The organism is Fibrobacter sp. UWH5 (assembly GCF_900142505.1).
Lineage (GTDB): Bacteria > Fibrobacterota > Fibrobacteria > Fibrobacterales > Fibrobacteraceae > Fibrobacter.
Genome location: NZ_FRBB01000020.1, coordinates 1 through 16,610 on the forward strand (window position 1 = coordinate 1; position 16,610 = coordinate 16,610).

The following is a 16,610-nucleotide window of genomic DNA, read 5'->3' on the forward strand; positions in this document are numbered from 1 at the left end:
ATAGCAGCGGTCAGAGTGGTCTTACCGTGGTCAACGTGGCCGATGGTGCCGATGTTGCAGTGCGGCTTACTTCTGTCAAAATGTTCTTTTGCCATGATTCTATCTCCATTTAGTGAGAGCCCAGATCGGGAGTCGGACCCGAGACCTCTTCCTTACCAAGGAAGTGCTCTACCACTGAGCTACCTGGGCATACAAGCCGCATGGAACAATCCATGCTCCATGCGGCTATCTTTTTCATAGTGGGCCGTCGTGGTTTCGAACCACGGTAGGCGTAAGCCAACGGATTTACAGTCCGTCCCCTTTAACCACTCGGGCAACGACCCATATGTCGAGCCAAAGATAGGAATCGAACCTACGACCGGCTGATTACAAATCAGCTGCTCTACCAGCTGAGCTACTTTGGCATTCTTTCATCCGTACTAGGGATGTTAGAGTGAGCCAAATTTAACAAGAATATTGACACTTGTCAACGAAAAACGCGCATTTTTCTAAAAAAAATTAATTTTTTCATGAAAATTTCAAAAAAAGCAGCGAAAAGATTGTTAATAAACTGTGAATACGCTATTTCCCTGTCAATAAAGGAGTTAGACGACACCTTCACTCCGGCATAAAAAAAAGAAGTGGCCCTATTTTTCAATAGGACCACCCCCTCCTAACCATTTCGATTTTAATTGAGTACCACCGCAAAAGCGAAATCGATCTTTACTGAAGGACCTCCTTCACCCAATTAATCTTGCTAATGTTGAAGGAGCCCTCCAAATCCTTATCGCTTTCAAACACAAAGTAGATCGACTCTGCCACGCTACCATTCATACGGCTATAAACAGAGCACCCTTCCCGCATTTCTTCAGACGCGCGAAGCTTGAGAGCGAACCCAACGTCATCACCGAAATCAGTAACAATCTTCAACGCCGCCGAGGATGAATACTCTACACAGAGCTTCGTTTGCACTTCATCTTGCGAAGAAAAATTCAGGCCTTCTATACTAAACCCAATCCCAACGCGCGGTTTTTCCCCTGAGGAGTCCGTTTTCAAGCGGAATTTGCCACAGATTCCCTGGCAATGATCGATAACCGGATTTAGCAGCGTTTCTTCCGTGGAACCAAGAGATACGGGCCACGAAATTTCAGCGACACCGCCCTCGCCAGCTTCTTCAAAATAACGCCAGACCCCCGCGGAACCCGACTGCTCCGCGCCAGAAACCGCCACTCGGTATTGTTTTGCAGAAGCGCTCCACGCCAAAAGAGTGTTTGCATTCAAGGAATCAAATCTACCATCAGCTTCCTCCGTTACACCAGCGGATTTATCAGAAGAGCATGCGGTAAACACGTTCATGGCAGCAAAAGCGACCAACGACAACTTGGTTATTTTTTTCATAGGATCCTCCTAACCTTTTTCAGTGAAATCTTCATTATTCTTTTTCAACTTTTGCGACATGGGAAACAGCTGCATATTCAAGCGGTAAACCCGATCCACGTTCTTACCTGAAGAAACGATAGACATGATGCGACGCCTGCATTCCGCAAGTTCAGCAACAATTCGCCCGTAATCTTCTTCCGAAACTCCCATGGTAAGTCCCGTAAACTTGCGTTCGTCCTGAGGGACATTCTCAATGGATTCCAAGGCAAAGGTGCCCATCTGTTTGTGCATGTTCCGAACGGCCAGAGGAACAAAGTCGGCAGAACCCGAAGAAAGGATCTTTTCAGCAAGCCTGTATCTTCCATTTTTGTCTTTTTTCAAAAGTCTAGCATTCGTCAAAAATTCCAACGCGTCCGATACTTCCGTCAAAGAAATCGGCCTGCAGCAGGCATCCGCAATATCCTGCAAACTGGCGCCAGGCATAGCGACAGCCAATTCACGAATGACGGGGTATTTCCAGGAATTGAAATACGTGAATTCATCAATGCCCATGATTCGCGTCTTGTTCGCATCAGCCACGGCCTCCATGTCAGCAAAGGCGGACTGTTTTTCAGAATCATTCTTAGCCTGATCATAGCGGACCATGGCCCTGAAGTAAACCAGTTCAAACCCAGTCAACGACATGGCGTTAGCCACGCGTTCCACCGCAACGGGGCTTAAGTTCTTTTTCCCTTCGCTCACATACTTTAAAAAAACAGGCGAACTGAACCCCGACTGGGCTGCGAAATCACGCCAAGTAAAACCCAGCGCCTTACGTTCTTCATAATACGCCTGGATATATATGCGATAGTTTTTGTATTCTATAATTGAATTCATGGAATACAATATAACATCTTGTATTCCAAAAGTCAATATGTTAGAATACAAAAAAATTTTTCGTCTACCAGGACTTTTATTGGCTCTAATGAACCAATAAAAAAAGGTGATTTTGCATACATTAACGTTCAGTATATTAAAATTGTCAAATTAATAGATAAGGCGAGCTAAACTGTATATACGAGTTTGTGAAATGAAAGACCAAGACAATGAAGATTTGAATGAAGCATCCAATTCATCAGAATCAGAATCTGTAGAAGAAAAAAATCAACCTCCATGGGACTGACTTTATTTGAAAAGTCATTTGAATTAGCACTAAAAATTCCTGGCCCATTCGTGAACTGAAACCGTATGATCTGGTTAATGAAAAAATTCTGGATACAATTGCTGATGCGGCCATAAAAAATCATACTCTCGCAGTGACTGCATTGTCCGCCGCGTCTGGAGCACCGTCAAATCCTTATTTAGCATTGGGCTTGGCTGCGACAGATATGAGTCAGTATTTTGCACAAGTTTTGATACTTTCACAAAAGATCGCCTACATTTACGGTTTCCCTGACTTGATGGACGAATCAGAAAATTCGAGTTACCTTACAGGCTTTGGCTAAGGGTAAACTTGCATCTATTGCGTGCCATGCGATTCCCTTTTTAGGAATTCCCATCAGCGGCGGTTTTACCTTTTTGTCTTTTAGGAAAGCGGCAAAACATTTAAAGACCGAATGCAAGGCTCAAATGCGCCTGTTTAAGGAGTCTCAAAATGACCTTTTAGAATCATGCTAGATGGTCAAAAACAATTTTAGCGAACATACTTACTATGCAATCGTCATTTTTAGTCTGTATTCGGCTTTAGCACCGCAGCCTTCTAGTTGCAGCTAAACAGTCAACATTCAGAAATACAACCTGGCTTGACTTCGCTCGGTCAAAAATCGCAGCGGAAATAGCGACTTTAAACAGCGACTACGCAATTTTGGCCTGGCCGTGTGTTCCGGCTTGACAGAGTCCGGCAACGTAGTTACATTTTGTGCAGTAAATTAGAGGTTTTTATGGAAAGCAGCCAGGAACGCACACGGATCGAAGTCCGTTACGCCGAAACCGACCAGATGGGTATCGTACACCATTCCGTTTATGCGGTATGGTTCGAGCAGGCCCGCACCCAGTTCTTTAGGGACCGCGGCGCCGACTATGCCGAAATGGAAAAGCAGGGTTTCGCCTGCCCCGTGCTGGAACTGGGCGTGCAGTACAAGAGTGCCACCCACTACGGTGAATTCGTAGAGATCGAGACCTCTGCGGTCCAGGTGGACAAGCTGCGTTTTAGACTGGACTACAAGCTGTTCGTGAACAATAAGCTGTGTACCACCGGCTTTACGGTCCACTGCCTTCTGAAAGACGGGCGCCCTACTAGGGATATGCCGGAATCCTTCGTCAAACTTTTTGAATAAACATCCTGGATTATTCCGCAGGAAACATTTTAGATGGACCAGCCCTTAGCCGAACGTTTACGCCCGCAGAACCTGGATGAATTCCTGGGCCAGAACAAGATTCTTGGCGAGCAGAGTTTGCTGCGCAAGAGTCTCGAAAATGACAAGGTTCCCAGTATGATTTTCTGGGGGCCGCCGGGTTGCGGCAAGACTAGCCTCGCCCACGTGATCCAGCAACAGACCCGCAAGCGCTTTATCGCCCTTTCCGCAGTTTCTAGCGGAGTGAAGGAAGTAAAGGATGTGCTGACAGAAGCCAAGAAGTTGAAGGCCATGTTCAGTGACACGATTCTGTTCATCGACGAAATTCACCGCTTTAACAAGGGCCAGCAGGACGCATTGCTGGGCGCCGTGGAAGACGGCACCGTGACGCTCATAGGCGCCACCACGGAAAATCCGGGATTTGAAGTGAACGGCGCCTTGCTTAGCCGCTGCCAGCTGATTCTTTTTGCGCCCCTGAGCAAGGAAGACTTGCGCACCCTGATTTTTAGCGCCCTTCGCGACCATCCTCGAGGACTCCAGCTGAAAAATGTGGAAGTGGACGAGGCGGTGGTCGACAAGTTGATCGCCCAGTCCGAAGGGGACGCCCGATTCCTGCTGAATCAGCTGGAATGGATTGGCGGAAACCTGGGCGACCGCAAGGTGATCGACGAAAAGTTGCTGGAGGAATTCCAGTACAAGAAGCCCTTGCGTTACGACAAGAGCGGCGAGGAACATTACAACCTGATTTCTGCACTGCACAAGTCCATTCGCGGAAGCGACCCGGATGCGGCCATCTACTGGCTGCACCGAATGCTGCAGGGTGGCGAGGATCCGCGGTACCTGTTGCGCAGAATGATCCGCATGAGCATGGAAGACGTGGGCCTTGCAGATCCTAACGCCTTGCTGTTGGCAACCAGTGCGCGGGAAGCGTTTGACTTTCTGGGAAATCCCGAAGGCCTTATCGCATTGGACGAACTGGCAGTCTACCTGGCGCTGGCACCCAAGAGCAACAGTCTCGAAGTGGCAGGCTTTGCGGCGGATGACGTAATTCGCCAGACGGGAACGTTACCTGTTCCGCGGGCATTCCGAAACTCCGTGACCCGCGTGGGAAAACAGCTGGGATATGGCAACGGTTATGAATACGACCACGACTCCCCCGGCGGCTACTCGGCCCAGGAACATCTGCCAAAGCAGCTGGAAGGTCTGGAACTTTACAAGCCCAAGCAGATCGGAAAGGAAAAACTTTTTGCGGAACGCCTGGAACAGCTGAAGGCCATCAAGAAGCAGAAGAACGGAAAGCCCGACGAACCTGCCAGCGGCGAAAAAGACGTTCCTGCCGGCGAAAAATAACGAACCCTTTATATTCAAAATGCCGCGGTTTTAACCGTGGCATTTTTTATAGTTAGCGGGACCTGCCCTATGTCCACCCATAATCAGAACTGTTCCAGGATCTGGATTCGTTCGGGGGTGTCGGGATGGGTCCAGAAAATGGAATCCACCTTCTTGGCGATGCTTCGGAAAACGCCGTTGTCTTCCTCTTCTTCGGGATGGATGATGTAGAGCTGGGCCACGTCGTTTCGCTGGACGTTCACAAGGCCCGGGGTCTCGGAGATTTTGCGGAGGGCGCTTGCCAAGGCCAGTGGGTCGCCGCAGAGTTCCGCCGCACCGGCGTCGGCCACGTATTCGCGCTTGCGGGAAATGGCCAGGCGGTTGATGAAGCTGAAGAAATAGGCGATCGAGGTAATGACCACGCCTACCAGCGCAAAGAAGATGATGATTATGGCTCCGCCATCGCCCTTCCTTCGGCCACGGGAACGCCTGGAGCCGCGGACCATGCCCTTGAGGATTTCGATAAAGACGGTCTGCATCAGCGAAACCATGCCCACAAAGACAATGCACACCACCATCAGTCGGGTGTCACGGTTTTTGATGTGGGTCAGTTCGTGGGCCACGACGGCGGATAGTTCCTCGTCGTTCAGCTTTTCAACGATGCCGGTGGTCAGGGTGATGGTGAATGTCTTTACGTCGATGCCGCTGGCGAACGCGTTCAGGCCGGGGTCTTCCACAATGTTGATTTGCGGCATTTCGATACCGCCCGCAATGCAGAGGTTTTCGACGATGTTGTAGACGCGGACGTTTTCCTTGCGTTCCAGGGGGCGGGCGCGGGTAATGCGGCGGATGATGGAAACGTTACTGCTGTAGGCCAGGGCAAACCAGGTGGTGACAACGATCGCCACCGCAGGCAGAGCCTTTAAGAAGCAGAACCACACCACAGGCCAGCGGGTGCCATAGGACATGGGATTTTCGCGGCAGACATCGCCAATGGTGGTTATGGGCGATCCGCTGATGAGGGCGTCAGGCGTAAAACTGCAGAACACCCCGAAATAGTCCATCACAAAGACAAAGGCCCAGAACATGGCAAAAATGATAATAGGGTACATAAACAACAGGATGACGGTGTTCCTGTTGTTCCGCCAGATCTGGGTTTGCATTCCAACGTATTTCATAGAGCCATGAGCCGTGAGTAGCGAGCTGTGAGCAATGAGTAGTAAAATTTTCTCGTAGCTCAAAACTCAAAGCGTGTCGCTAGAATTTGACTTCGGGAGCCTTGTTCAGGGTATCGCGACTTTCGGTAACTTCGTACATGGCGGCGCGGCGGAAGCCGAACATGCCAGCGAAAATATTGTTGGGGAAAACTTCGCAGGCGTTGTTGAATTCCTTGGTGGCGGAATTGAAGAAGCGACGGGCTGCGGCCAGCTTGTTCTCGATGTCGGAAAGTTCGTTCTGGAGCTGCAGGAAGTTAGTGTTGGCCTTCAGTTCCGGGTAAGCTTCCAATGTGACCTTGAGGCCGGCGAGGGCACCGGACATGGCCTTGTCGGCGGCAACCTTTTCGTCGATGGTGGAGGCGCTCATGGCGGAATTACGGGCGGCGATGACCTTTTCCAGAGTTTCCTTTTCGTGGGAGGCATAACCCTTGACGGAAGATACCAGCTGGGGCACCAGATCGTAGCGCTGCTTCAGCTGGACGTCGATATTTGCAAATGCGTTTTCGCGGTTGTTGCGAAGTTTGACCAGGCCGTTGTAAATGCCAGCCACGATGATGACCAGAACAACGATAACGCCAACGGCGGCGAGTGCGATTGCCATAAAATTCTCCTTGATAGCTTTTTTACAAATGTATATAAAAAAGTTTGAATATGAAAAAAGCGGGAATAAAATCCGCTAACTTTTTATAGTTCATTAATTGTGATGATGCAGCCTTTGAATAGACTCTGCATGCGATTTTTTTACAGATTCATCAACATTTACACAAGATTGCAGTTCTTTCCACCAAGTTTCAAGTTGCCTTGAATGATAAATAGAAGGCCGTTTCATCATAGACTCCTTAAGAACACCTTTCAACTCACTCAAATGCAGCAAACGCCAGCAATCATCACCCCGTCCAAAAGTTCCACTTACAGGGGCAAGACGTAATGTACAGCGATCACTAAAGACAATAAAAGAATAAATCGGAGTTTTCTCAAGCCTTACATGCAATTTATGCAAAAGAGCTCGCATATGTCCCATATTCTGCAACACAGGATTATAGAAGGAATGGGAAGCACGACTATTGACAATCTGACTCCACTGCTTCTGTTCTATGCTACCAGAAATGGCTCCAGAAATATTTTTCGTTTCAAAAACATAGATTCCAGTCTCATGCAGAAGAACAGTATCAATTTCAGTGAATCCCGAATGAGTCGAAACATAAACATTTTTCCATGTTTGTCATCTGCAAGACTGGCATCAATTTTTTCGGCATTCTTTGGATCGATAAAAGCCTCTTTCTCATTTCGATATTTGACATTTTGGGATTTCCAAAACGCCTTCTCATCAAAAGGTTTTGTCTGCGAAAAATCTTTATGTGGTGGATTGTATCGTATTTTCGTTTTTTGGAATTTTTGTCGTTGAACGAAATCACGTCGTTTAACCCGCTCTCGTTTTTCTTGTTTTGGAGAGACAAGCAACAACAGGACGCCAAAAACAACTATCGCAATTAACACAAAATACATTTCTAATTACACAGGATCGTTAACGGGCTTGCTGTAGTCGCGTTCGCCGAAGAGGGCTGTGCCTACGCGGATCATGGTGGAGCCTTCTTCAATGGCGACTTCCAGGTCGCCGGTCATGCCCATAGACAGCTGATCGAATGCAGCGAATACGCCGCCGCGAGCCAGGTACTTCTGCTGGAGATTGCGGAGGAAGGCGAAACATTCGCGGGAATCTTCGGCTACGCCGGTGTTCTTGCCGATGGTCATGAGACCGCGGAATCTCAGGTGGGGGAATTTTTCGCTCTTGCCGTCAGGGCCACAGGCGCCCGCGACTTTTTCAAGTTCTGCCAGGAAAGCATCCGCATTGGCAACGTCCAGACCGCTCTTGGTTTCTTCTTCGCCGGCATTCACCTGGAAGAGAATTTCCAGAGTTTTGCCTTCGGGGTGGGCGGCATCGGCGAGACCAGCACAAACCTTCTCCAACTTTTCAACGGCTTCCATGTTTGCGATGGAGTGAATGCAGTCGGCAACGATGGCGGCCTTCTTCAGTTTGTTGCTCTGCACAGGTCCAATCACATGGCACTGCACGGTCGAGCCGTCGAGAGCCACGCGGCGTTCGCTGAACTTGGTTTCGGCTTCCTGCACGCGGTTTTCGCCAAAGACCTTTGCGCCCAGGGCAATTGCGTTTTCTACAGCTTCGGCCGGATGGAACTTGCTCACCCAAACCAGAAGCACGGATTCACGGGAACGTCCAGCCTTTTCGCAAGCGGCAGAAATTCTCGTTTCTAATTTGGCCAGCTGGCCACGCATTTCTTCAAGAGTGAATTCCATTTTCCAAATTCCTGTTAAACAGTTTGCGGGACCTTTATGACATCAAGCCCCTTTTTATCAAAAATAAAAAAACGACAACGAAATGACGTGCCCACCGAAATAATCCGCCAGGAGAATCAGTTATTGACGCAGCGGACGGAGCGGGCCGAATTCTTGTCGAAGGATTTCATTTCGGCGGCAGGGCTGCTGAAATCCAAAAAGAGATAATGGGCGAAGGCGGGTTCAACCGCATCCAGGGTGGAGCTCCAGAAATAGGCGTAGCCACCGATGCCGTCAAACTTGCCCACTGCGGGTTGATTGCTATCGGATTGATTATCGGAGGATTCTGCCGCTGCCATGTAGCCTGCGGGAAGAGCGGCGAAACCTACAGCGTCTGTACCATTGCCATTCTTGAACCAGCCGCTGGTGGATTTCAGCAGTTTACCGACAGTTGTAATGTTGGTTGCCTGAGCCATGGCGGCGCCACGAGTATCCGTTGCGGCAACAGCCAGAAACATGGCGTTAAATTCATCGGCGGTGGGCAGGCGCCAACCTGCGGGGCATGCGTTCTGCGCCGCATTCCATGTGTAGAGGCGACCGTACTTTTTGCAGTTGCGATTGTCGCCCTCGGGGCAGAAACTTTCTGCTGCAATAGTTTTGTCGAAGGCATCGCCAGCCGCGTCGCCAGCGAAGTTCAAGTTCTCAGCCATCCAGAGTTGAGAACCGATTTGCACCACGCCGTAGCTCTGCCCGTCACGATCATCGGTAATGGACTGGCCGCAAGAAGTAATGGCGCAAAAAAGCACTCCGTAAAAACAGCACGCCACAAGGGCCCCAAGAAATTTCATCCGTTTCATTTTTTCCAGTTTGCGTTAATAAATCTGACAACCAAATAAATAGAAAAACCCGCCAACCCTGCGGGTCAAAATCAAGGGTTTTAGAACACCTCCACCCTCTTGCCATTATTTTTCGCCCGGTTGTAAATGGACTGCACAAGGCCACCCTCTTTCATAGACCAGATGGCAAGACTGCTTGAATACCTGTCGGCAAGCTGGGCACAATAGCGGGCCGTGGCATAGGAATGATGTTCGCGATTAAAACAGGAGACCATCAGCAGGCGGCCTTTTCGAATGGCACCCTTGCAAAAGTTGGGCAGTTCCGCAGGGAGCGCACACCCCATAAGCCACACCGCCGACCCGCCAAATTTCAGCACATGGTAAAGAATCTCACATTCCCCCGGAGAATGAAATGTACCGATGATGCAACAGCGCTTGCGCCCCTTGGACATGGCCCACTGTTCCCGAAGTATCCCCATGGCCGGATCCGTAGAACGCGAGGCGAATACCCCGACGCGTTTCCAGGGCAAAGTCAAGAGCGTGGGGTCTCCAATGTAATTGCCGCCGACCATTTCCAATTTTTCAAAGCGCACCGGATGAGGGAGCAAAGCTTCTTTCATTTTCTTGCGATTCATTTTACCACCTTTTCTGTTTCAGCCACTGCAACCATTTTAGCCGCGAACGATTCAGCAATCCGCGAACGTTTTAAAAACAAAAAAGACCGCCCCTGCGGTCCGCCGGCAAAATCCGGTTTCTGGCAGGATAGCGATCTATTAATTATTTTTTGTGTTACGTCAATATAGTAAAAGCTACCTGTTTTGAGAAAGAAAAGATGGCAGAAATTTTCACCAAGTACATCGCCAACGAAGAGCATTACAGCGAAGTCATCGAACGCATCGCAAAAGTTCGTGACACCCTGTGGATCGGTACCGCCGACATCAAGGACTTGTACGTAAAGCAGAACGGCGAGGCCATTCCTTTGCTGGGGCAGATTGCAGGACTCTTGAAGCGCGGAGTTGGAGTGCGTCTTATTCACGCCAAGGAACCGGGCCCAAATTTTCGCGAGGACTTCGACCGATTCCCAATTTTGGCGACGGACCTGGAACGCGTGCTTTGCCCCCGCGTCCATTTCAAGATGGTGATTTTTGATCTGGAAGTGGCCTACATCGGAAGTGCCAACTTGACAGGTGCCGGCATCGGCATGAAAAGCGCATTAAAGCGTAACTTCGAGGCAGGCATTCTCACCAACGACCCGCAAATCGTCGAAGCCGCCATCAACCAATTTGACACCCTATGGATGGGCGCCCACTGCAAGAACTGCGGCAGAAAAGAATATTGCGGGGATAGGATTAAGTAAGGTTAGGGATTTTTGACACAACGAACCGAGTAGCCGAGATCCTTACCGTAGTTGTACACGTAGGCGCGCTCGTCGTAGTAGTACAAATACAGGCTGTACGCATCGTTACTATTGTACTCCGAAGAAGACCAGAAGAGCGCGTAGTCGCCCTCGAAGTAGAAGGAGTCGCGGTCGCTGTAGTAGTAGCCAGCGGGCAACACCCCAAAGCCGAGGCCGTCGGTACCGTTTCCACTCTTGCCGTCATATTCATTCCAATTCCAGCCAGTACTAGACTTCAACACGGTTCCTGCCGTGTCAATATCACCAGCCTTTTGACCGGCCGTTATTTTCAAATCTTCAAGTTCCTGCTTATTAGGCAGGTGCCAGCCCTCGGGGCAAGCGGTAACGGCTTCACTCCAAACATAAAGGCGGCCATACTTGTCGCAGTTTTCGGGTTTGTTGTCGTAACACTTGCTTTCGCCGGTCTGATAGTTCAGGTTTTCCGCCATCCAGACCTTGTCACCGATTTTCACGGTCTTGTAGGTCTTGCCATCGCGAGAGTCAACCATTTTTGCATCGGCATAAGGATTCGTTCCAGAATCTTCGCCGCAGCCACTCAAGGCCATAACCGTTCCAAGAGCCAGCAGAACAGCACCAATCTTTGCAATAAAGTTCTTCATAGGATTTCCTTTCACTTGTACAAGGTAATTATAGAAAATTTATCTAAAATTCCATCGTCGCTTCATAATTTCTACAAAAAAACATGCTGACTACTTTCAACATAGTTTGATCCAAAAACATTACAGCAAATATTTCCTCGCCAGCGCCTCCACGGTGGCGGGGTTCAGCGGGCGTTCCTGATTTTCCATGGTGAAGATGAGGGTTTCGCCGGGGAAGATTCCGTTGGCGATGTAGGTCTCGAATTTTCCCAGAGTTTCTGCGATGTATTCGGAATCGTCCATTCGCCCGAAATGCTCCCAGATGAATTCGCGACGGGTGCGGAGATTGAGGCAGGTGAAATCCGGATGGAACGCTACAGTGCGGCGAGAGCTATCGTGTTTACGCGAGTTGTCTTGCCTGCAGAAGTTTTCGGATGGACTGCCTTGCAGATTGCGAGATCCGTCACCTTGCCTGCAGAAGTTTTCGGGTTGACGGCTCTGCATGCGGATGTCGTCGGACGGATTGACCTGCGGGTTGCGTAATGCGGCGCCAGCAGGGTCTATTGCCGCAGCGACACCTCGCCCGCAGCTGTTTCTGCGGACTTTCAGCTGGTGCGGAAATTCATAGCGGTAAGGAATTTTCAGGCGGTCGAGGGTATCCGCGATGATGACCTCCGACTTGGAGCGGACCCGCTCCCCGCGGGAGGTTTCCAGCAGGGGCGCGTCAGCAGCCATCCCCTTCCCGCTGTACTTTACCGCAAGCCACTGCTCCGCATATTCCTCGTCGGGGAGATGCACTGGCTGTACAAAATGCTGACGTTCTGGAGCAAGATTGCTGTAAACCGCATTGAGACGCTCCGGCTGATATTCCTTAAGAAACTTGTCAATTACGAAAAGTTCCCGCTGCAGTTCCTTGAGAGCGCATTTATCATAATCCTTCTGCGCCAAAGCTTTGATGGTCGCCACATCTGATTGAGGAATATAATCGCCAACAATATCGGCAGAACTTTTTACATGAAAGTAATGTACTAATTTTTTGCGACGGGCCATACGGAGACGCCCCTCTATTGATTTCCTCAAACGCTTATCAATTGTGGTAATTGCAGCAAGTAGCTCTTCCGCTTTTGCCTGAACAACAGACACCAGCTTATCCGGCGAAATCAATTCTTTAAATTGCATCTGCACTCCTTTTTTAGGGCATAAAAAAAGACCGCCTCTGCGGTCCGCCGGCAAATTCCGGTTTTATGCAGGATGGCGATCTATGAACTATGCCTCAAATATACAAATAATTGATGGTTCGGCCAATTTTGTTGCCATGCAAAAGGACATTTTTGTCAAAATGGGTTACTAAATGAGTAATATAAAGGCATCTAGTAACCCGATTATTACTTTGTACGTAAACGAAAGTCTCAAAAAAGGAACGTCTTCTTAATTACCCATATCCCAAAGGTTACTAAAACATGATTTTTCGGTTAGTTAGTAACCTGATTTCTAACTTAACCATGTTTTCGCAATTAGTTTGTTTGTAAAACAGGTTACTAAAAAGATGTTTTTTACCCGTTTAGTAACCTAATTTCGTGTTTCAGCCCCATCCAGCGACCAAATTTTCCCATCCAGCGACCAAAAAAAGGCATACAAAAAGCCCGCAGCGTTGAACTGCGGGCTTTTTTGCGACTTTCGACACGCTCGGGGCCTTTGCTAGATCCTTCGCGCCACTGGCGCTCAGGATGACACGCTGCGAGCGCCCCCCCCTCGGCAATCCCGAGGGTTTCACCTTACTTTGTGAAGGCGTCGTAGATGGCCTTGATGGCCTTGTTCATGTCATCTTCATCCACACCGGTGATGATGTTGATCTGGGAAGAACCCTGGTCGATGATTCGGACGTTGACGCTGTTTTCTGCAAGGGCGGTGAAGAGCTTTGCAGCGACACCGATCTTGTTGGTCATGCCATGGCCAACGGTAGCAATGAGGCTGATGCCCTTGAAGATCTTGATGCGGTCCGGATGCATCTGCTGAGTGATGTCTTCCATGACCACGTGTTCAACAGCTTCCAGCTTCTTGGTATCCACAACGATGCTCATGGAGTCGATGGCGCTGGGGCACAGTTCGTAGGAAAGGCCTTCGCTTTCCAGAACGGCAAGCACGCGGCGACCGAAACCAACTTCCTTGTTCATCATGGACTTTTCGATGTAGATCATGGAGAAGCCCTTACGGCCGGCAACGCCGGTGATGGGAAGCTTGGTGGATTCCGGAGTGGGGCCGATGATGGTACCGGCATCTTCCGGGCGGTTGGTGTTGCGGATATTGATAGGAATCTTCTTGGCGCGGCAAGGAGCGATGGATTCATCGTGGAGCACGCTTGCACCGGAGTAGGCCAGTTCGCGGATTTCGCGGTAGGACACGTATTCGATGGGCAGCGGGTTTTCAACGATGCGGGGGTCAGCCATCAGCATGCCGGAAACGTCGGTCCAGTTTTCGTACTTTTCAGCGTCGATGGCGTGAGCGAGAATTGCGCCGGTAATGTCGGAGCCGCCGCGGCTGAAGGTCTTCAGTTCGCCACGGGTGTTGGAACCGTAGAAGCCCGGAAGCACATAGAGCTTGTTTTCGTCGGAAAGGGCCTTGGCGATGGTTTCGTAGCTGGAGGGAAGAATGCGGTACTTTTCATCGAAAGTGATGATGGGGAAAGTATCCACGAATTCAGCGCCCAGATAGACGGACATGACGCGGGCGCTCAGGTATTCACCGCGGCTCACCAGGTAATCGGTGGTGATGGATTCAACGTCGTCGCGGAGCTGCTTTTCCAGGATGTCCAGGTCTTCGGCAACCTTGGGTTCGATACCCAGGTCGGAACAAATTTCGAGATAGCGGTTGCGGATCAGGTTCCAGGGCTGAGAGAAATCCAGGTGCTTGGAAGCCAGATCATAGGTGCTGTAGAGAAGGTCGGTCAGCTTGGTTTCCTTGGGATTGCGCTTGCCCGGAGCAGAAACCACAACCACTTTGCGCTTTGCATCGGAGGAAACGATGTTCTTGATTTTCTTGAACTGACCAGCGTCGGCAACGGAGCTGCCGCCGAACTTACATACGATTCTAGACATTTTTATCCTTTGGACCACCAGACCTCTCGCCTTCGAACAGAACCGCTCAATCACGATTCACACCCCACCCGGGATGCCGCTCAAGACTACCCACCTGGCCAGCCCTATTTGTTTGTCTTTATGTGATGCGCCTCTACAAAATCAGCCGTATTTTCTGCGACTTTTGTAAAAAAATCAGCGCGGGCGTAAAAATAGTAATAAAGAGGGGTGCGTAAAAGGGAAAAACACGTGTATATCAATTATGAAGTACAAAAATTTGATGCTCATCGCCGCAAAATCCAACATGTCCGTACTCCTGCAAGGTGAATCCGGAGCCGGAAAGGAAGTTGCCGCCCGTTACATACACGACAACAGCCACCGAAAATCAGGCCCCTTTGTGGCCCTGAACTGTGGCGCCATCGCCAGGAATCTGGCCGAAAGCATTCTTGAAGGAGCTCGAAAGGGAGCCTTCACCGGAGCCACCGACCAACAGGGCGTCGTCCGCGCCGCCGAAGGGGGAACCCTGTTCCTAGATGAAATTGGGGAGATGCCGCTGGACACACAATGCAAACTGTTAAGAGTCCTGCAAGAAAGATCCGTTCTGCCCCTGGGGCAAACCCAGAGCATACCGGTAAACTTCAGGCTAATCTGCGCCACCAACCGCGACCTGAAAACTGAAGTGGCCGCCGGGCGTTTCCGTGAAGACCTTTATTTTAGGCTGAACGTTTTCCCGGTAAAAATTCCAGCCCTTAGAGAAAGGGATGACATCAGGGAGTTATCGCAAACCTTATGGGCTGACGCCCTAAAAGAAATATACCCCATCGAGAACGCCTATCACACCCATAATTCAAACGCCGAAGATGAACTGCTCTGCTCCCTGAACGAACAGGAACTACGGATTATTTCTCAAAAGCGTTGGCCCGGGAACGTCCGTCAGCTGAAAAACGTACTGCAACGCTACGCCCTGCTGAAACCCCACGGAATAACCTTATACGAAATCATCACCGATGAATACGACAACCAGGGATCCCTGCAAGATTCCGGGAAGAGTTTCACAACTCCAGTTCCCATTGCAAGCACAAGGCCATACGCCACAGCCCCCAATTGGGGCACCATCTTCACGGAACTGCAAAACACCGGATGGAACAAATCCGTTGCCGCCAAGAACCTAGGAATCAGCCGCGGCTGCCTGGCCTATCAAATCAAGAAAAACGGAGGCCTAGAACTTTAGACCCACGGTAATGTAATGCTGGCCGCCTTCAAATGCCGGGCGGGGGCTGTAGCCGTAATCAAACACGATCATCCCGAAATTCAGGCCCAGACCGCAACTGATACCATCTTCGGTATCGGGACGGATGGCATAACCCATACGAAAACCCAGAATGTCGGCGTAATTAATTTCGCCGCCAAAAAGCCAATAAGGGTCCGTATCCGCACGACGGTATGCATCGGCAGAAGCATGGATATTCCAGTTTTCGGTAATGGGCAAAATACCGGTAATGCCAGCCTGCAACGCCATAGGAGCAGCCTCATCTTCGCCGTCATAATCGCCCATGTAGCCAAAGTTGGTCAAGGTCGCTGCAAAAGCCAGATACTTATTCACGCGGTAGGATCCGCCAATATCTCCAAGGAAGGCCACAGCGGATTCATCGTCAATGGTCTGGGTCGCAAAGCGGGCGGACGCAGCCCAGTTGAAAACCTTACCGCGGCTACCGAGACCTGCCTGAATGCTCCAGGCGTAGGCTCCATAGCTAGAGGTTTCGTTGCCAAACTCATCACGCCCTTCGATATCCTCGTAACCCAGAAAATCCACCGTCATGGAGTAGGTCAAGGGCATCGTGCCAAAACTAAAAGGCAGACCATAATAAGCCGATACAAAGTTGTCGGCGGAATTATCGTCAAACACCAGCTGGTTCACGCCGAACTCCGCATTTTCTACAGAGCTCATAGCCAGGGGATTGCGGCTCACTTCGGCCGCACGGGAAGCGTCGGCAACACCGGCACCAGACATAGCCGCACTGCGGGCAGACACCTGCATCGAAAGATACTTCATAGAAACACCGCCCAAATCCACATTCCAATGTTCGCCGGCAAAGACGGTGACAACTGTAGATAGGGTAAGCGTAGCAAGAAGTTTCTTCATCATGAGATTTAAGATACAAAAAAATGAGG

The 16,610-nt window shown here is 50.0% G+C and carries 18 protein-coding genes and 3 tRNA genes; 4 read left to right on the forward strand and 17 right to left on the reverse strand.

Translation table 11 applies throughout. From position 1 onward, the window contains the following. The 6 genes from BUB38_RS13170 to BUB38_RS13195 form a co-directional block, all read right to left on the reverse strand. Nucleotides 1-95: GTP-binding protein (locus BUB38_RS13170; protein ID WP_139258098.1), on the reverse strand; the 95-nt coding region annotated here is incomplete at its 3' end. A 22-nt stretch (nt 96-117) separates the two neighbouring features. Then, nucleotides 118-189: transfer RNA gene (locus BUB38_RS13175), tRNA-Thr, on the reverse strand. A 51-nt stretch (nt 190-240) separates the two neighbouring features. Next, nucleotides 241-323 (reverse strand) — tRNA-Tyr (locus BUB38_RS13180). Between the two features lie 8 nt (nt 324-331). After that, nucleotides 332-404: transfer RNA gene (locus BUB38_RS13185), tRNA-Thr, on the reverse strand. A 298-nt stretch (nt 405-702) separates the two neighbouring features. Beyond that, nucleotides 703-1,377 carry a hypothetical protein gene (locus BUB38_RS13190; protein ID WP_073161205.1) on the reverse strand — a complete coding sequence of 225 codons (675 nt, stop codon included), beginning with the start codon at nt 1,375-1,377 and terminating at the stop codon, nt 703-705. A 9-nt stretch (nt 1,378-1,386) separates the two neighbouring features. After that, complete coding sequence (locus tag BUB38_RS13195) at nt 1,387-2,235, reverse strand: TIGR02147 family protein (protein ID WP_073161206.1); 849 nt, start codon at nt 2,233-2,235, stop codon at nt 1,387-1,389. A 1,043-nt stretch (nt 2,236-3,278) separates the two neighbouring features. Between BUB38_RS13195 and BUB38_RS13200 the strand changes: the two genes are divergently transcribed. Together BUB38_RS13200 and BUB38_RS13205 are read left to right on the forward strand one after the other, a co-directional pair. Beyond that, on the forward strand, nt 3,279-3,674 hold the full coding sequence (locus BUB38_RS13200) for an acyl-CoA thioesterase (protein ID WP_073161207.1): 396 nt from the start codon (nt 3,279-3,281) through the stop codon (nt 3,672-3,674). 33 nt (nt 3,675-3,707) lie between these two features. After that, nucleotides 3,708-5,042, forward strand: a complete 1,335-nt coding sequence (locus BUB38_RS13205) for a replication-associated recombination protein A (protein WP_073161208.1) — start codon at nt 3,708-3,710, stop codon at nt 5,040-5,042. An 83-nt stretch (nt 5,043-5,125) separates the two neighbouring features. On the opposite strand, the gene BUB38_RS13210 is transcribed toward BUB38_RS13205, so the two are convergent. The 7 genes from BUB38_RS13210 to BUB38_RS13240 all read right to left on the reverse strand — a co-directional run bounded on the left by BUB38_RS13210 (nt 5,126) and on the right by BUB38_RS13240 (nt 9,989). Then, nucleotides 5,126-6,199, reverse strand: coding sequence for a M48 family metallopeptidase (locus BUB38_RS13210; protein WP_073161209.1), 1,074 nt, complete (start codon nt 6,197-6,199; stop codon nt 5,126-5,128). Between the two features lie 79 nt (nt 6,200-6,278). After that, nucleotides 6,279-6,839 carry a LemA family protein gene (locus BUB38_RS13215; protein WP_073161210.1) on the reverse strand — a complete coding sequence of 187 codons (561 nt, stop codon included), beginning with the start codon at nt 6,837-6,839 and terminating at the stop codon, nt 6,279-6,281. A gap of 93 nt (nt 6,840-6,932) precedes the next feature. Next, nucleotides 6,933-7,412, reverse strand: a complete 480-nt coding sequence (locus BUB38_RS13220) for a nuclease-related domain-containing protein (protein ID WP_083542198.1) — start codon at nt 7,410-7,412, stop codon at nt 6,933-6,935. After that, nucleotides 7,331-7,744: a hypothetical protein gene (locus BUB38_RS13225; protein WP_073161212.1), complete on the reverse strand. Its 414-nt coding sequence runs from the start codon at nt 7,742-7,744 to the stop codon at nt 7,331-7,333. The genes BUB38_RS13220 and BUB38_RS13225 overlap by 82 nt, the downstream gene beginning before the upstream one ends. A 6-nt stretch (nt 7,745-7,750) precedes the next feature. Then, complete coding sequence (locus BUB38_RS13230) at nt 7,751-8,554, reverse strand: YggS family pyridoxal phosphate-dependent enzyme (RefSeq protein ID WP_073161213.1); 804 nt, start codon at nt 8,552-8,554, stop codon at nt 7,751-7,753. A 116-nt stretch (nt 8,555-8,670) separates the two neighbouring features. Further along, nucleotides 8,671-9,381, reverse strand: a complete 711-nt coding sequence (locus BUB38_RS13235) for a fibrobacter succinogenes major paralogous domain-containing protein (RefSeq protein ID WP_073161214.1) — start codon at nt 9,379-9,381, stop codon at nt 8,671-8,673. An 89-nt stretch (nt 9,382-9,470) separates the two neighbouring features. Next, nucleotides 9,471-9,989: a hypothetical protein gene (locus tag BUB38_RS13240; RefSeq protein WP_139258454.1), complete on the reverse strand. Its 519-nt coding sequence runs from the start codon at nt 9,987-9,989 to the stop codon at nt 9,471-9,473. 212 nt (nt 9,990-10,201) lie between these two features. On the opposite strand from BUB38_RS13240, the gene BUB38_RS13245 reads away from it, so the two are divergent. Then, nucleotides 10,202-10,726: a phospholipase D-like domain-containing protein gene (locus BUB38_RS13245; RefSeq protein WP_073161216.1), complete on the forward strand. Its 525-nt coding sequence runs from the start codon at nt 10,202-10,204 to the stop codon at nt 10,724-10,726. A 2-nt stretch (nt 10,727-10,728) separates the two neighbouring features. On the opposite strand, the gene BUB38_RS13250 is transcribed toward BUB38_RS13245, so the two are convergent. The 3 genes from BUB38_RS13250 to BUB38_RS13260 all read right to left on the reverse strand — a co-directional run bounded on the left by BUB38_RS13250 (nt 10,729) and on the right by BUB38_RS13260 (nt 14,459). Beyond that, nucleotides 10,729-11,385: a fibrobacter succinogenes major paralogous domain-containing protein gene (locus tag BUB38_RS13250; protein WP_083539823.1), complete on the reverse strand. Its 657-nt coding sequence runs from the start codon at nt 11,383-11,385 to the stop codon at nt 10,729-10,731. 120 nt (nt 11,386-11,505) lie between these two features. Then, the gene (locus BUB38_RS13255; RefSeq protein WP_139258455.1) at nt 11,506-12,414 is read right to left on the reverse strand and encodes a hypothetical protein; all 909 of its coding nucleotides are present in this window, start codon (nt 12,412-12,414) and stop codon (nt 11,506-11,508) included. A 725-nt stretch (nt 12,415-13,139) separates the two neighbouring features. Then, nucleotides 13,140-14,459 (reverse strand): aspartate kinase, encoded by a 1,320-nt coding sequence (locus tag BUB38_RS13260; RefSeq protein ID WP_073161218.1) that lies wholly within the window; start codon nt 14,457-14,459, stop codon nt 13,140-13,142. A gap of 241 nt (nt 14,460-14,700) precedes the next feature. Here BUB38_RS13260 and BUB38_RS13265 point away from each other — a divergent pair, with 241 nt between their 5' ends. Continuing rightward, entirely contained in the window at nt 14,701-15,669 is a 969-nt protein-coding gene (locus BUB38_RS13265) for a sigma 54-interacting transcriptional regulator (protein ID WP_249269393.1), read from the forward strand. Here BUB38_RS13265 and BUB38_RS13270 read toward each other — a convergent pair. Beyond that, entirely contained in the window at nt 15,658-16,584 is a 927-nt protein-coding gene (locus BUB38_RS13270; protein ID WP_073161220.1) for a PorV/PorQ family protein, read from the reverse strand. The genes BUB38_RS13265 and BUB38_RS13270 overlap by 12 nt on opposite strands. Nucleotides 16,585-16,610 lie beyond the last annotated feature (26 nt).

What these genes read in the sequence shown, in the direction of transcription:
- BUB38_RS13230 (WP_073161213.1), bottom strand. Translation starts at nt 8,554, where the DNA reads ATGGAATTCACTCTTGAAGAAATGCGTGGCCAGCTGGCCAAATTAGAA.
- BUB38_RS13195 (WP_073161206.1), bottom strand. Translation starts at nt 2,235, where the DNA reads ATGAATTCAATTATAGAATACAAAAACTATCGCATATATATCCAGGCG.
- BUB38_RS13265 (WP_249269393.1), top strand. Translation starts at nt 14,701, where the DNA reads ATGAAGTACAAAAATTTGATGCTCATCGCCGCAAAATCCAACATGTCC.
- BUB38_RS13260 (WP_073161218.1), bottom strand. Translation starts at nt 14,459, where the DNA reads ATGTCTAGAATCGTATGTAAGTTCGGCGGCAGCTCCGTTGCCGACGCT.
- BUB38_RS13205 (WP_073161208.1), top strand. Translation starts at nt 3,708, where the DNA reads ATGGACCAGCCCTTAGCCGAACGTTTACGCCCGCAGAACCTGGATGAA.
- BUB38_RS13215 (WP_073161210.1), bottom strand. Translation starts at nt 6,839, where the DNA reads ATGGCAATCGCACTCGCCGCCGTTGGCGTTATCGTTGTTCTGGTCATC.
- BUB38_RS13240 (WP_139258454.1), bottom strand. Translation starts at nt 9,989, where the DNA reads ATGAAAGAAGCTTTGCTCCCTCATCCGGTGCGCTTTGAAAAATTGGAA.
- BUB38_RS13190 (WP_073161205.1), bottom strand. Translation starts at nt 1,377, where the DNA reads ATGAAAAAAATAACCAAGTTGTCGTTGGTCGCTTTTGCTGCCATGAAC.
- BUB38_RS13200 (WP_073161207.1), top strand. Translation starts at nt 3,279, where the DNA reads ATGGAAAGCAGCCAGGAACGCACACGGATCGAAGTCCGTTACGCCGAA.
- BUB38_RS13210 (WP_073161209.1), bottom strand. Translation starts at nt 6,199, where the DNA reads ATGAAATACGTTGGAATGCAAACCCAGATCTGGCGGAACAACAGGAAC.
- BUB38_RS13250 (WP_083539823.1), bottom strand. Translation starts at nt 11,385, where the DNA reads ATGAAGAACTTTATTGCAAAGATTGGTGCTGTTCTGCTGGCTCTTGGA.
- BUB38_RS13225 (WP_073161212.1), bottom strand. Translation starts at nt 7,744, where the DNA reads ATGTATTTTGTGTTAATTGCGATAGTTGTTTTTGGCGTCCTGTTGTTG.
- BUB38_RS13270 (WP_073161220.1), bottom strand. Translation starts at nt 16,584, where the DNA reads ATGATGAAGAAACTTCTTGCTACGCTTACCCTATCTACAGTTGTCACC.
- BUB38_RS13255 (WP_139258455.1), bottom strand. Translation starts at nt 12,414, where the DNA reads ATGGCCCGTCGCAAAAAATTAGTACATTACTTTCATGTAAAAAGTTCT.
- BUB38_RS13245 (WP_073161216.1), top strand. Translation starts at nt 10,202, where the DNA reads ATGGCAGAAATTTTCACCAAGTACATCGCCAACGAAGAGCATTACAGC.
- BUB38_RS13235 (WP_073161214.1), bottom strand. Translation starts at nt 9,381, where the DNA reads ATGAAATTTCTTGGGGCCCTTGTGGCGTGCTGTTTTTACGGAGTGCTT.